Below are 14,481 nucleotides of genomic sequence, written 5' to 3' on the forward strand. Positions count from 1 at the left end.
TCGTCAAATAAGACAATTTTGATTGCAACTGTGGTCGTTTTTGACTAATATTGGTTATGAGGGTTTTATACCCTATTAATAAAACAAAACTCAAAGGAGAGACAAAACATGTCAATTATTTCAGATGTTTACGCTCGCGAAGTCCTAGACTCACGTGGTAACCCAACAATCGAAGTAGAAGTTTACACAGAAAGCGGCGCATTCGGCCGTGGAATGGTTCCTTCAGGTGCTTCAACTGGTGAATACGAAGCTGTTGAATTACGTGATGGCGACAAAGCTCGTTACGGCGGCAAAGGTGTTACTAAAGCTGTTGACAACGTAAACAACATCATCGCTGAAGCTATCATTGGATACGATGTTCGCGATCAAGCGGCTATCGACCAAGCAATGATCGAATTAGACGGCACACCTAACAAAGGTAAATTGGGCGCTAACGCTATTCTTGGTGTATCAATTGCCGTTGCTCGTGCAGCTGCTGATTATCTAGAAGTGCCATTGTACAACTACCTTGGCGGCTTCAACACAAAAGTTTTGCCTACTCCTATGATGAATATCATCAACGGTGGCTCACATGCTGACAACTCTATCGATTTCCAAGAGTTCATGATCATGCCTGTAGGAGCACCTACATTTAAAGAAGCTCTACGTTACGGCGCAGAAGTATTCCACGCTTTGGCTTCAATCTTGAAAGCAAAAGGCTTGGCTACATCTGTTGGTGACGAAGGCGGATTCGCTCCTAACCTTGGTTCTAACGAAGAAGGTTTTGAAGTAATCATCGAAGCAATCGAAAAAGCTGGCTATGTACCTGGTAAAGACATCGTTCTTGCTATGGATGCTGCTTCTTCAGAATTCTTCGACAAAGAAAAAGGTGTTTACGTTTTAGCTGATTCAGGCGAAGGCGAAAAAACAACTGACGAAATGATCGCTTTCTACGAAGAATTAGTTTCTAAATACCCAATCATCTCAATCGAAGACGGCTTAGACGAAAACGACTGGGAAGGTACTAAGAAATTAACTGAAGCTTTAGGCGACAAAGTTCAATTAGTTGGTGACGACTTGTTCGTTACAAACACTGAAAAATTAGCTGAAGGTATTGAAAAAGGCGTTTCTAACTCAATCCTGATCAAAGTTAACCAAATCGGTACTTTGACTGAAACTTTCGATGCTATCGAAATGGCTAAAAAAGCTAGCTACACTGCAGTTGTATCTCACCGTTCTGGTGAAACAGAAGATTCAACAATCTCTGACATTGCAGTTGCAACTAACGCTGGCCAAATCAAAACTGGTTCTCTTTCACGTACTGACCGTATTGCAAAATACAACCAATTACTACGTATCGAAGACCAACTTGGCGATGTAGCTGAATACCAAGGAATCAAATCTTTCTACAACTTAAAAAACAACCCATTCATCGGTAAATAATTTTTACTGAAAATTGGATCGTTAAGGCCCGTTTATCTTTCGAGATAGCGGGTCTTTTTTTGCCAGTTCCACTTTTCGCAGTTTAGTGAAGCAAGTTCGTCAAATAAACAATTTTCAACTTATATCAGGTTAGAGCATTTTAGTGGAATGGTATGTGAACGACAATTAGACTCATTAATACGAGCTAGCTACCAGTTCAACCTTGCACTCCGCATGGCGCAGACTAGACATCACTATGTAACATCCCTAAACTAGACGTTCCCCTAAAATACTCGCCTAAAATTACTCTTTTTTACAATTATTAACTCTTTTTCTTTGCTAAATTGAAAGTAAGAAATGATTGATAGCGTTTACTTCGTTGGTAGGTAAGGGAGGTTTAGAAAAGATTAGTTCGGCGAAGGTACGTTTATTTTGTCATCAGTTTTGGATGATCGGAGATTAGACAACTAAACTTTTAATACGGGAGGAAAGGTTATGAATGTAGGAAATTGTTTTCCGTTAAATGGAAAAATTGAAACGGAATGTTTAAGTGTGGCACTTTTTCAGATGAAACTAGCAGTAGTTCCGAAAACACGAGAAGAAGTCATGCAGAATGTAGATAAAATAATTGAGTGGATCGATCGAGCGATTACAGGATTTCCAGGAATCGACATGATTGTCACACCTGAAGCTTCTTTGAACGGGGTGGGACCGCACGCCTCACTGTGCTGTATTACGCTAGACGGACCTGAACTTAAACGGCTGAAGGAAGTTTGCAAGGAATATCAAATTTGGTTGGTAGTGGGGGCCTGCGTAGATGAAAAGGATGGAAACTTCTATAAAAATTGCGCGATCACTATTAATGATCAGGGGGAGATTGTCGATATTTATCGCAAGGTGACACCTTGGAATCCGGTTGAGCCTTCGAGTCCGGGGGATGAGATTCGGGTGTTTGAAGGTCCGAAGGGTGCACGGATTGCTTCGATTATTTGTTCTGATGGTGACTATCAGGACAATTGGCGAGAAGCGGCATCGAAGGGTGCGAATGTAGTTCTGCGTTTAACGACCTACATGACACCGTTTGAAAATCAATACGAGCTGACCAATCGGGCAGGTGCTTATTTCAACAAGGTATATGTGGTAGCCGCGAATAATTCGGAGATGGATGAGTGCTATTCGTTATTTGGCCGCAGCATGGTAGTTAATCCGGAAGGGGATATTATCGCTCAGGCACCAGTGGGAATTCCCTATATTTTTAAGGCAGATCTTTATCCTGGCTTATGTGATGCAATTCAGCAGCAGGCATTGATGGGGAATTTACTTTGGTTACGAAACCACCGCGGTGCGGCGTCGCCTGATACCCATGGACTGGGCCGAGACTCGGCGATGTACACCTATTTAGATGAAAAGTAATTAGCAGCGAGAGGAGGTAAAACGATGGGATTTCCGAATATTGGCATGCACTATTTTGTGAAGGCCTTCAATCAATTGGACGTGCGTTTTCCCGTGACAAAAAAGGAGTTGATTGAAAAAGCTGGCGATATTCAAGTGAAAACTTGGGAGGATCAATACACTCCATTAAAAGAAATTTTCGAATCCATGGCACCGGAAGACTATCCAAATGGGACAGCCTTCATGTGTGCTTATACTTCGGCAAATTTACAAATGCCGAAGAGAGCTTTTTTAGAAAACAAATAGTTGTAAAGCTTGAAGGGACGAAGTCAAACGGCTTCGTTCTTTTATAATACCCAGGCATGCAAGCCGTAAGCTGCTAAAGCTAGGGAGATCAAGACTAGCATTGGCGGCACCAAATATCTCAACACCCAATGAATCAGCTGATTGAATTTGTTGTAAAAAACGGTTAGTTTGTCTTCAAAATAAATGGAGAAAATGTAAATCAGCAATAAGGGTGCTATATAGATGACGTTATAAATCGCCAGCAACACAGCAACTATACCAAAGGACAGTTGATAAGACACCAGCAAGCCTAAGAAGGCAAAGTAAGGAAGGGCGCTGGACAATTCCAAGACACAGGCCAACACGCCTAAGAAGAACAGCTTGGTGGCATTTAGATTAGTGACTTTCTTTTCTTCCTGTTTTTCGTTTTCCTTTTTCCTAAAAACAAAATAGATAATCCCTAGGGCAGCTAAAAGGGCCGCGGTAGGCAGAAACATTGGAAAGCGTTGAACAAACTCTTGGTAAAAGCGCACGAACAGCTGGTTGATTCCTTGATAAAAAAGCAGTCCGGCTAAGAAGTTGGTTAACCCAATCCCCACGATGAAACTGCGGATATCTTTTTTCTTTTTGCTGAGGGCTTGGAAGGACAGCTGCTGCGCGATGGCAACGGGATTTAAACTGTCTAAAGCACTGGTAACAAAGGTCATACTTAAAATGGCAAACATAATTTTTCCTCCTACTATTACGTGAGTAAACTGCCGACAAACAAAAAAAGAGCATCTTAACTGCACCACAATGGCCTAAGTGCAGGTAAAATACTCTTGTGTCCGGCGACACGCATTTGTTCTCTTTCCTTGAACTATAGCAAATTTTTTCAAAGAAGGCAAACTTTTTGCTATACTAGGTATCCGAAGTAAAAATGAGGAAGTGAAAAAATGGCAGAGGATAATTTGAAAAAGCACTTGGATGCCGGGCGTTATGGTTCGCCGAAAATCAATCCAGACGAGCAGCGGGAATACTTAGGTACCTTTAGAGAACGCTGTTTATTAAGCATGACCATTAAGGAAATGCGAGACAAGGACAATGAAGCCGGCTTGCTGCTGGAGATCCAAAAAGAACCAACGGCGCGACTGTTGATTAATGGGGCAATTTCTACTTCGCTGCAGCAGCGCTATATGAGTATTGCAACGAAACAAAACATTGATTTTACGATTGTCAGCGATGCAGTGGCGGATAATGATTCAAAAATCGGCTTGCTGGTGGTAGCGGATTATGCAGTAAATTTACCGGTTATTGATGTGGAAGAAAAATATCCAGAGCTGCAGAAGGATGATGAAAGCGAAAAGCCGAAGGAGAAATCCAGTTTTTGGAATCGTTTGTTTAAATAAGAATTTCTTTAGTAGTCTTTTTAAGGTGTTGACTTTTACGGCTATAGTAGGTATTATACTGCTTGGGCACCCTTTTAAGAGGGGTCAGAAGTTTAGTAAATTTTCGCTCCCTATTCATTTGGATAGGGAGCTTTTCTTTATTTTCTAGGCTTTTCCTGCAAATTACAATGAGGGAGTTTTTTCATTTATGACAAAGTATATTTTTGTAACTGGCGGCGTTGTTTCTTCTATCGGTAAAGGGATCGTAGCAGCATCACTTGGTCGCTTGTTGAAGAACCGTGGGTTAAAGGTAACGATTCAGAAATTTGATCCTTACATCAACGTAGACCCAGGTACGATGAGTCCATACCAGCACGGGGAGGTTTTTGTTACCGATGATGGTGCTGAAACTGATTTGGACTTGGGACACTATGAACGATTCATTGATATCAATTTGAATCAATACTCCAACGTGACAACAGGAAAAATCTATTCTGAAGTAATTCGCAAAGAACGTAAAGGCGAATACTTAGGAGCAACTGTTCAAGTAATTCCGCATATTACCAATGAAATCAAATCGAAAATTATGCGGGCAGCAAGTATGACAGACTCAGACGTCATCATCACTGAAGTTGGCGGAACTGTTGGGGATATCGAATCCTTGCCATTTTTGGAAGCTTTGCGTCAAATGAAGGCAGATGTGGGTGCGGACAACGTGATGTATATTCACACCACTTTGATTCCTTACTTAAAGGCTGCTGGTGAAATGAAAACTAAACCAACCCAACACAGCGTAAAAGAATTACGTGGCTTAGGGATTCAGCCAAATATTTTGGTTGTACGGACGGAATTACCAGTTTCTCAAGGTACCAAAAACAAATTGGCACAATTCTGTGATGTGGCACCAGAAGCGGTTATCGAATCTCGTGACGTTGAAACATTGTATTCCATTCCATTGGCTTTACAAGCACAAGGCATGGATCAATTTGTATTAGATCATTTGAAGCTGGAAGCACCAGAAGCGGATATGTCTGAATGGCGTGCGTTGGAAGAAAAAGTACTAAACTTGAAGAAGAAAACCAAAATTGCTTTGGTTGGTAAATATGTTGAATTGCCAGATGCTTACATTTCAGTAGTGGAAGCTTTGAAACACTCCGGCTTTGCTTTTGATTCAGATATTGAAATCAACTGGATTAAATCACAAGAGTTAACCAAAGATAACGTAGCTGAGCAATTAAGCGATGCGGATGGTATTTTAGTTCCTGGCGGCTTTGGTGATCGGGGAATCGAAGGCAAAATTGAAGCGATTCGTTATGCCCGCGAAAACGATATTCCGTTCCTTGGTATCTGCTTAGGGATGCAAATGGCCTGTGTTGAGTTTGCCCGTAATGTGGCAGGCTTGGAAGATGCGAATTCAGCTGAAACTGTTCCAGATACACCAAACAACATTATCGATTTAATGGCGGATCAAGAAAACGTAGAAAACTTAGGTGGAACCTTGCGTTTAGGCTTATACCCATGTAAATTGAAAAAAGGCACTAAGACAGCTGCTGCTTATGACAATAAAGAAGTGATTCAAGAACGTCACCGTCATCGTTATGAATTTAACAACGGCTACCGTCAATTGTTTGAAGATTTAGGCATGGTCTTTTCAGGGGTTTCACCAGACAATCGTTTGGTAGAAATCGTGGAATTACCAGAGAAGAAATTCTTTGTGGGCTGCCAGTTCCATCCAGAATTAATTTCTCGTCCGAATCGTCCACAACCATTGATCAAAGCCTTTGTGGGAGCGTCATTAAAAAACAAAGAAGAAAAGTAAGGATTCGACTGAAATAGCGATGGCTATTTCAGTCTTTTTTACTAAAAAAACAGTCAAGTCATAAGAAATATTGAATGTAAAGGCTTTTAAGGATGGATAGTAGTAGCAATATGGGGGAATCTTTGTTAAAATTAGATCGTTAGTTAAGACGATGTCTTAGCCAAAAAGATTACTTAGGAGGAATTTTATATGCCAGTAGTATCAGGAGCTGAATTTTTAAAAGCTGCACGTCAAGGCGGATACGCAGTCGGTGGATTTAACACAAACAACTTAGAATGGACGCAAGCAATCTTGCGCGCGGCTGAAGCGAAAAAAGCACCCGTTCTAATCCAAACTTCAATGGGCGCTGCGAAATACATGGGCGGATACAAAGTTGCTAAAGATATCGTTTGCAACTTAGTAGATTCTATGAACATCACTGTTCCAGTTGCTATCCACTTAGACCACGGTTCTTACGAAGCTGCTTTAGAATGTATCGAAGTTGGCTACACTTCAGTTATGTTCGATGGTTCTCATTTACCATTCGAAGAAAACTTGAAATTGGCTAAAGACGTTGTAGAAAAAGCTCACGCTAAAGGCGTTTCAGTTGAATGTGAAGTTGGTTCAATTGGTGGAGAAGAAGACGGAATCATCGGTGCTGGCGAATTAGCTGACATTGACGAATGTGTACAAATGGTTGGCACAGGTATCGACTACCTAGCATGTGGTATCGGTAATATTCATGGTGTATACCCTGAAAACTGGAAAGGCCTAGCATTTGATCACTTACAAGCAATTGCTGATGCTGTAGGTTCTGATGTACCATTAGTATTACATGGTGGATCTGGTATTCCTCAAGAACAAATCCAAAAAGCTATTTCAATGGGTGTTTCTAAAGTAAACGTAAATACTGAATTCCAATTGTCATTTGCTAAAGCGACTCGTGAATATATCGAAGCTGGCAAAGATAAAGAAGGTAAAGGATTTGACCCTCGTAAATTGTTAGCACCAGGTGTTGCAGCTATCGTTAAAGATGCTGAAGAACACATTGACTGGTTTGGTTCAGCAAACAAAGGTTAATCAAATCTCAAAAGTAGATAGAATCAAGGGCTGCTAAGCTTAGCAGTCCTTTTTTTTGCGTTTGCTAGTAAAAAGCCTCAGATTTAGGATCTGGATTTTTTATTATGAAAAATTTATGTCTCTAACTGGAATCTGGTGAAATTGACATCGTTTTGTTAGTATGACGGCATAATATTTCTCGATTTCAACTAAAAAGTTATCCTTGCGGCTAAACCTTTTTTACTTTACTGTATGAATTTGTGTGTACTGTCTTTTTTAGTGAAGGGATATGTGCTAAAATGAAAGATGGTCTACATGTAAAATGTAAATAACTTAATAGGTGAATATAGATGAAAAAAATAGAGATTCATGGCGGAAAGCCATTAAAAGGTGAAGTAACAATCAGCGGGGCTAAAAACAGCGCCGTTGCTTTAATTCCAGCAGCAATCATGGCGGATTCTCCCGTCGTTTTAGAAGGCGTACCAGACATTCAAGACGTCCACTCATTGATCGAAATTTTGGAGATTATGGGGGCGACGGTGAAATTTGAAGACAATCGCATGGAGATTGATCCTAGTAAGATTGTTTCCATTCCGATGCCAAGCGGAAAAATTAATTCTTTGCGTGCTTCTTACTACTTCATGGGAGCTTTGTTAGGCAAGTTCGGTGAGGCGGTCGTTGGTTTGCCGGGCGGCTGTTTTTTAGGCCCGCGTCCCATCGATTTGCATATTAAAGGATTTGAAAGCTTAGGTGCCGATGTCGCAAATGAACATGGGGTTATTTACCTACGCACCGAAGAAGAAGGTTTAAGAGGCGATCGGATCTTTATGGATGTGGTCTCAATTGGTGCCACCATTAATGTCATGCTGGCAGCGGTTAAAGCCAAAGGCAAAACGATTATCGAAAACGCGGCTCGCGAACCAGAAATTATTGATGTGGCGACTTTGTTAAACAACATGGGTGCTAAAATTCGCGGAGCTGGTACCGATGAAATTCGGATTGAAGGCGTGGATGAGCTGCACGGCTGCATTCATTCGATTATTCCTGACCGGATTGAAGCGGGAACCTATCTTTCTTTAGCAGCTTCTATCGGCCAAGGGATCAAGATCAACAACGTCATTTATGAGCATATTGAAAGCTTTATTGCTAAGCTGGAGGAAATGGGCGTAAAAATGAATATTTCCGAAGACAGCATTGAAGTATTGCCATCAGAAGGCTTAAAGGCGGTTGATATTACCACCTCGCCTTACCCGGGCTTTGCGACGGACTTGCAGCAGCCGATTACTCCGTTGTTATTAACGGCTGGTGGTACTGCTGAGATTACCGACACCATCTATTCTAAGCGGATTAATCATATTCCTGAGCTGGTAAGAATGGGTGCGGATGCCAGTGTTGAAGGCAATATAATTGTGATAAACGGTCCTGCCAAGCTGCATGGTGCAGAGGTTGTTGCCTCTGATTTGCGTGCTGGAGCTTGTTTAGTGATTGCCGGACTAATGGCTGAAGGAAAAACGACAATTTTTAATGTCGAGTATATATTGCGGGGATACGATCACATTATTGATAAACTAACCGCATTAGGAGCTACAATTGAAATGATTGAGGAAGAGGAAAACGTATGAGCGACTATTTAACGATGGCTGAGCTTGAAAATAAAACGCTAAAGGAGATTTATACTTATGCGCGGGACTTCAAGATTCCTTACTACAGCCAAATGAACAAAAAAGAGCTGGCCCTGGCGGTGATCCGGGCGCAGGCTGAAAAACAAGGCTTCTTTTACATGGAGGGAGTCTTGGATATTGTCGGACAAGACGGCTATGGCTTCTTGCGACCGATCAACTATGGTTCAAGTGCGGAGGACATTTACATTTCTTCTTCGCAAATTCGTCGTTTTGGTTTACGAAACGGGGATCTAGTAGCCGGCAAGGCGCGTCCGCCAAAAGAATCAGAACGTTATTATGGTCTGATGCACGTAGAGAGCGTGAATGGCAAAGATCCTGAAGATGCCAAGGAACGTCCGCATTTTCCAGCTTTAACTGCTTTGTATCCCGACAGACATATGGTTTTAGAAACCACCCCAGGACGTCTGTCAACACGAATGATCGACATTTTTTCTCCTGTCGGTTTTGGCCAACGTGGATTGATTGTTGCACCTCCGAAGGCCGGTAAAACTACCATTATTAAAGAAGTTGCTAACGGAATTACCGATAATTACCCTGATGTGGAACTAATTGTTCTGCTAGTCGATGAAAGACCGGAAGAAGTGACCGATCTTGAGCGCAGCGTTAAAGGTGAAGTAGTGTATTCAACCTTTGATCAACAGCCGCAAAACCATACGAGAGTTTCAGAATTAGTTTTGGAACGGGCAATGCGTTTAGTTGAAGACAAACGGGATGTAGTCATTTTGATGGATAGTATTACCCGGTTGGCGCGGGCTTATAACTTAGTGGTTCCTCCAAGTGGACGGACATTAAGCGGCGGGATTGACCCGGCAGCTTTGTACAAACCGAAGAAATTCTTTGGGGCGGCTCGTAATATTGAAGAAGGCGGCAGTTTGACTATTTTAGCTACGGCTTTAGTGGATACTGGCAGCCGGATGGATGATGTCATCTATGAAGAATTCAAGGGAACCGGGAATTTGGAGCTGCAGCTTTCTCGTGATCTGGCAGAGCGTCGTATCTTCCCAGCTATCGATATCAAGAAATCAGGGACTCGTAAAGAAGAATTACTGATGGAACCTGAGAAACTGGAAGAAATCTGGAAAATCCGTAAAAATATGACCGGAGATTCTTTAGAGTACACGCATCAGTTCATCAACTTCTTGAAGAAAACCAAAAATAATGAAGCTTTTTTTGCGGCATTTAAAGAAGTATCATTTAACAACCGAGCTGCAAGAAAAAATCCAAAAAGATAATTGCATTCATGATTCTTTCATGATAGTATATACCTGTTGCGAATTGCAAACAAACTCTGATTCAGCAAATGTTTCAGGGCAAAGGAGCGGAAAAAAAGTATGAAACAAGAAATTCATCCAAATTACCATCCGGTAGTATTTATGGATTCAACAACTGGTTTCAAATTCTTGTCAGGTTCTACTAAGGGCTCTCAAGAAACAGTTGAGTGGGAAGACGGAAACACTTATCCATTGATCCGTGTCGAAGTTACTTCTGACTCTCATCCATTCTACACTGGACGTCAAAAATTCACTCAAGCAGATGGACGTGTCGATCGTTTCAACAAGAAATACGGTCTCAAAGACACAAACGCTGGAGAATAAGACACAAACGTTATTGCAACGTTTCGAAGACTTTCCTATTATGGGAGAGTCTTTTTTTTTTACCAGTCGTGCTTTTTGCAGTTTGTGAGTGTAGAAGGAAACGTAATATTTAGCCATCTACAAATGGATACGAAGCGTTTAGCACGATGGTATGCGCACAAGAATCACTTGAATTTTCCCTGGGCTTGGAAAAATTAAATCCTTCCTCCGAGTTAGCTGCCAGTTCCACTTTTTGCAGTTTATTTTAGCTAAATTACCGAAGAATAAATCAAAAAAGCAGTATCAGGCAAGGATAGCTTAGTGGAATGGTATGCGTACGAGAATCGCTTGAATTTTTCCTGGACTTGGAAAAATTAAATCCTTCCTCCGAGTTAGCTGCCAGTTCCACTTTTCGCAGTTTATTTTAGCTAAATTACCGAAGAATAAATCATGAAAGCAGTATCAGGCAAGGATAGCTTAGTGGAATGGTATGCGCACGAGAATCACTTGAATTTTTCCTGGGTTTGGAAAAATTAATTCCTTTCTCCGAGTTAGCCGCCAGTTTTCTTCAGTTTGGGCATCATTCTGGGAACCTTTCTTATATAGAAGGGTTCTTTTTTACGTAAAAAAGCCGAACTCGGCTTAAGAAGGTTAATTACGGGTATAAAATCCGCCCCAGAAAACGCCAACAGCTTGGGCCAGTATAAACAGCAGCAGCAATAAGGTTACAGCAAGATATGGGGAGTAGCCGGTATGGGGAATTTGGAGTAGACCTTTGATCCTGATAATTAGATAAGTGAGAATAATATTTATAAAATTAGCGGTGATTAAAAAGGGAACTTGACGAATTTTGCGGGCATAAAAACCTAGAAAAGAGGTGATTAAAACGGAGCCGATAATCCCGGCTAATGAATGCAAATAGAAATCCACCATTAATGATAGATGGACATAGGGTAGTAGAAAATATAGAAATGGCAGCTTTTGTAAATGGTTTCCGTTCATAATCATTCTCCTCGATCAGCTTGTCTGGTCATTTTATGTTCTTTGCTGAGTTGTTTCAATGGTATTTGACTTTTTTCCGACTTTAATGAAAAATTATTTATCTGGTTATCAAGAAAACGTAAGTAATTTGTGAGAAAATTCAAACAGTACCAAAATTCTTTAACTAGAAGGAAGTATGCCCAATGAAAAAGCAATTATCACGTCTTTATCTATTATTTTGGTTAGTACCATTAGTAGTTTCCCCACTCCAATGGTTCAGTTCAACTGTTCAAGAGGTGGATATCTTCAGGCCGGTGGCTGGCACCGGTATTCTAGTGGCTAAAAATTTTGGAACACTAACGATTCTTTATTTTCTTATACTGGCTACGATGCTGGTGTTTGAGTTTTCCCGCAAGCACCCGCTGGTTTGTGTAGCCATCAGTTCTCTTCAAATTATGTTTACTACCATTTTTTTCATGCTGCCGCGAATTATTATCGGACCAACAGGGTTGTCTCAAACTGGGATGAGTGATGTTGACTTTTATTTACGCGCTGTTCTGTTGTCAATTGAGCCCAGTTACGTGATTGCGTTGATCAGTTTGATAGTTTCAGTCGGGTTACATTTTGTTTTCAACATTTGTCATGAAAATAAATCAACTTAGGGCTTTACTAAATTTCAGTTTATGATAATATGATTAGAAACGGAGGGTGAGTATGAATAAATTAGACAAACGATTTAATCCAAATGTATACAAGATTGCGGTCTCTTTGATTCGCCAATTCGATGAGCAGGTTTCAGATATTCCTGATATTTTGAAATTAACTTTGGGGGAGCCTGACTTTAATACGCCAGAGCATGTTAAGGCAGCTGGTGAACAAGCGATTAAGGACAATTATAGTCATTACACAGGGATGTCTGGGTTGCTGGACGTTCGTGATGCAGCGAGTCAATTCGTTGCGCAAAAATATGATGTGCATTACGACAGTAAATCAGAAGTACTGGTTACCGTTGGGGCTACTGAAGCAATTTCAGCCAGCTTATTGGCTATTTTGGAGCCAGGCGATAAGGTATTATTGCCGGCACCGACTTATCCAGGCTATGAACCATTGATTTTGTTGGCGGATGCTGAACCGGTTTACATTGACACTCGTGAGAGCGACTTTGTGTTGACGCCGGAGCAGATTGATCAGGCAATGGCTGAACATGGTGATGCGGTTAAAGCGGTTATTATTACTTCGCCGTCTAATCCGACGGGCGTGGCTTATAATGAAGAAGAAGTCAAAGCTTTGGCGGAAACCTTGGCGAAATATGACGTGTTCGTAATTAGTGATGAAATTTACAGTGAATTGAATTATGAAGCGCAGCACGTGTCTTTTGCTAAGTATTTACGAGATCAAACGATTTTGATTAACGGCTTGTCGAAATCCCATGCGATGACGGGCTGGAGAATTGGTTTCATCTTTGCACCGGAAAGTTTGACGGCTCAAATCATCAAGGTTCATCAATACTTGGTTACAGCAGCTGCGACTATGTCTCAGAAGGCGGCGGTTCGGGCGTTGGTTCAAGGGATTTCTGATGGTGAAGTGATGCGGGAAGAGTACCGCAAGCGCCGTGATTATCTGTACAAAGAAATGAGCGATATGGGCTTTAAGGTGGCTCGTCCATCGGGGGCATTTTATCTGTTTGCGAAAATTCCGGAACAGTTTGGCACTGATTCAATGGCCTTCTGTTTAGAATTGGCGAAGAAAAATCAATTGGCGGTTATTCCAGGGATTGCCTTTGGTGAAGAAGGCGAAGGCTATATTCGTTTAAGCTACGCTGCTTCATTGGAGCAATTAACCGAAGCTGCCAAACGTTTGCGAAATTTTGTCGAAAGTAAGTAGATGCGAGAAGCGGGAATTTTCCTGCTTCTTTTTTTATGGGTTAAGCTTAAAAGCAGGACAAATCTGTAAAGCCTTTCATTAATGTTACAATGAAAGCAGCAGAAAGAAGGAGGAGGACCAGATGGAGATGCAGGCGGTACTGGATTTTTGGTTTAAGGAATCGACCCCGGAGCAGTGGTTTACTAAAGATGAGGCCTTTGATGAGACGATACGTGAACGTTTTGGTGAGCTTCATGGAAAAGTGGCGCAAGGGGAGAAGGCTTCTTGGCGGGAAACCATTCAGGGAAGATTGGCGGAGATTATTGTGTTGGATCAGTTTTCTCGTAATTTGTTCAGGAATGATCCCCGTTCATTTGCCTATGACGGCATGGCCTTGGTATTAGCCCAGGAAGCATTGGCTAATGAGTTGGATCAACTGACGGTTCAAGAAAGATCGTTTCTATACATGCCCTTTATGCACTCGGAATCTTTATTGATTCATCAGCAGGCTTTAAAGCTTTTTTCCGAAGAAGGGATGGAGGAGAATCTGGACTTTGAAAAACGCCACCAGGAAATTATTCAGCGTTTCGGTCGCTATCCTCATCGCAATAGTGTTTTACAGCGGGTATCGACGGAGGAAGAATTGTTGTTCTTAACAGAGCCTAATTCGTCGTTTTAGAAAAACAGAGGTGTTGTCCACGTATTTTTGCGGACAACACCTCTGTTTTTATTTGGCTAAGTAATTGTATAAGCCAGCGATCGTTGAATCGGTCAATTCGATTTTTTGGTCATCCAGCCAAGCTTCGTCAACGTGGTAGTAGTCGGCTAAATCGGGGACTTCTTTTAGTTGAGCGGCGATAAAATCTTTCGCAGCAGGATAGGTTTTTTGGTTAGTTTGTTCATTGGTACGATAATTTATTTTTAGCATTTTTCTTCACCTCGCTGGTATTGTACGCCTAAATGGGGAAAATAGAAAAGATTTGGCTTTACGTAAAATTTACAGTCCTTAACCATTCATTTACATGAACTCCATCACCCCTTAACGTAGGATTGGTAAAGTCGAAATGTACCAAACATGA

15 protein-coding genes are annotated in these 14,481 nt (G+C 41.4%); 12 read left to right on the forward strand and 3 right to left on the reverse strand.

What is annotated here, in order from left to right; genetic code table 11:
- The first annotated feature begins 108 nt into the window (after positions 1–108).
- The 3 genes from eno to JZO70_RS20155 all read left to right on the forward strand — a co-directional run bounded on the left by eno (position 109) and on the right by JZO70_RS20155 (position 3,099).
- On the forward strand, positions 109–1,422 hold the full coding sequence (eno, locus tag JZO70_RS20145) for a phosphopyruvate hydratase (protein ID WP_207675488.1): 1,314 nt from the start codon (positions 109–111) through the stop codon (positions 1,420–1,422).
- 474 nt (positions 1,423–1,896) lie between these two features.
- Positions 1,897–2,814: a nitrilase-related carbon-nitrogen hydrolase gene (locus JZO70_RS20150; protein WP_207675489.1), complete on the forward strand. Its 918-nt coding sequence runs from the start codon at positions 1,897–1,899 to the stop codon at positions 2,812–2,814.
- A gap of 24 nt (positions 2,815–2,838) precedes the next feature.
- Positions 2,839–3,099 (forward strand): hypothetical protein, encoded by a 261-nt coding sequence (locus JZO70_RS20155; protein ID WP_207675490.1) that lies wholly within the window; start codon positions 2,839–2,841, stop codon positions 3,097–3,099.
- A gap of 41 nt (positions 3,100–3,140) precedes the next feature.
- On the opposite strand, the gene JZO70_RS20160 is transcribed toward JZO70_RS20155, so the two are convergent.
- A complete protein-coding gene (locus JZO70_RS20160) occupies positions 3,141–3,803 on the reverse strand; it encodes a GAP family protein (protein WP_207675491.1) in 663 nt (220 codons plus the stop codon).
- Positions 3,804–4,013: 210 nt separating this feature from the next.
- Between JZO70_RS20160 and JZO70_RS20165 the strand changes: the two genes are divergently transcribed.
- The 6 genes from JZO70_RS20165 to JZO70_RS20190 all read left to right on the forward strand — a co-directional run bounded on the left by JZO70_RS20165 (position 4,014) and on the right by JZO70_RS20190 (position 10,579).
- A complete protein-coding gene (locus JZO70_RS20165; RefSeq protein ID WP_207675492.1) occupies positions 4,014–4,466 on the forward strand; it encodes a YueI family protein in 453 nt (150 codons plus the stop codon).
- A 187-nt stretch (positions 4,467–4,653) separates the two neighbouring features.
- Complete coding sequence (gene pyrG / locus JZO70_RS20170; protein ID WP_207675493.1) at positions 4,654–6,264, forward strand: CTP synthase; 1,611 nt, start codon at positions 4,654–4,656, stop codon at positions 6,262–6,264.
- A gap of 189 nt (positions 6,265–6,453) precedes the next feature.
- The gene (locus tag JZO70_RS20175; RefSeq protein ID WP_207675494.1) at positions 6,454–7,323 is read left to right on the forward strand and encodes a class II fructose-bisphosphate aldolase; all 870 of its coding nucleotides are present in this window, start codon (positions 6,454–6,456) and stop codon (positions 7,321–7,323) included.
- Positions 7,324–7,652: 329 nt separating this feature from the next.
- Positions 7,653–8,924, forward strand: coding sequence for a UDP-N-acetylglucosamine 1-carboxyvinyltransferase (murA, locus tag JZO70_RS20180; RefSeq protein WP_207675495.1), 1,272 nt, complete (start codon positions 7,653–7,655; stop codon positions 8,922–8,924).
- The gene (gene rho, locus JZO70_RS20185; protein ID WP_207675496.1) at positions 8,921–10,216 is read left to right on the forward strand and encodes a transcription termination factor Rho; all 1,296 of its coding nucleotides are present in this window, start codon (positions 8,921–8,923) and stop codon (positions 10,214–10,216) included. Before murA ends, rho begins: the two co-directional genes overlap by 4 nt.
- Positions 10,217–10,315: 99 nt before the next feature.
- Positions 10,316–10,579 (forward strand): type B 50S ribosomal protein L31, encoded by a 264-nt coding sequence (locus tag JZO70_RS20190; RefSeq protein ID WP_207675497.1) that lies wholly within the window; start codon positions 10,316–10,318, stop codon positions 10,577–10,579.
- A 630-nt stretch (positions 10,580–11,209) separates the two neighbouring features.
- Here JZO70_RS20190 and JZO70_RS20195 read toward each other — a convergent pair.
- Positions 11,210–11,560 (reverse strand): hypothetical protein, encoded by a 351-nt coding sequence (locus JZO70_RS20195; RefSeq protein ID WP_207675498.1) that lies wholly within the window; start codon positions 11,558–11,560, stop codon positions 11,210–11,212.
- A 182-nt stretch (positions 11,561–11,742) separates the two neighbouring features.
- Here JZO70_RS20195 and JZO70_RS20200 point away from each other — a divergent pair, with 182 nt between their 5' ends.
- The 3 genes from JZO70_RS20200 to JZO70_RS20210 all read left to right on the forward strand — a co-directional run bounded on the left by JZO70_RS20200 (position 11,743) and on the right by JZO70_RS20210 (position 14,081).
- Positions 11,743–12,201, forward strand: coding sequence for a hypothetical protein (locus JZO70_RS20200; protein ID WP_207675499.1), 459 nt, complete (start codon positions 11,743–11,745; stop codon positions 12,199–12,201).
- Positions 12,202–12,253: 52 nt separating this feature from the next.
- Positions 12,254–13,423: a pyridoxal phosphate-dependent aminotransferase gene (locus JZO70_RS20205; protein WP_207675500.1), complete on the forward strand. Its 1,170-nt coding sequence runs from the start codon at positions 12,254–12,256 to the stop codon at positions 13,421–13,423.
- 121 nt (positions 13,424–13,544) lie between these two features.
- Positions 13,545–14,081 (forward strand): DUF924 family protein, encoded by a 537-nt coding sequence (locus tag JZO70_RS20210; RefSeq protein WP_207675501.1) that lies wholly within the window; start codon positions 13,545–13,547, stop codon positions 14,079–14,081.
- A gap of 48 nt (positions 14,082–14,129) precedes the next feature.
- Here the strand turns inward: JZO70_RS20210 and JZO70_RS20215 are convergent, their stop codons facing one another.
- Positions 14,130–14,330: a hypothetical protein gene (locus tag JZO70_RS20215; RefSeq protein WP_207675502.1), complete on the reverse strand. Its 201-nt coding sequence runs from the start codon at positions 14,328–14,330 to the stop codon at positions 14,130–14,132.
- Positions 14,331–14,481 lie beyond the last annotated feature (151 nt).

The sequence above is a fragment of the Candidatus Enterococcus moelleringii genome, assembly GCF_017377575.1.
Taxonomy (GTDB): Bacteria; Bacillota; Bacilli; order Lactobacillales; family Enterococcaceae; genus Enterococcus_A; species Enterococcus_A moelleringii.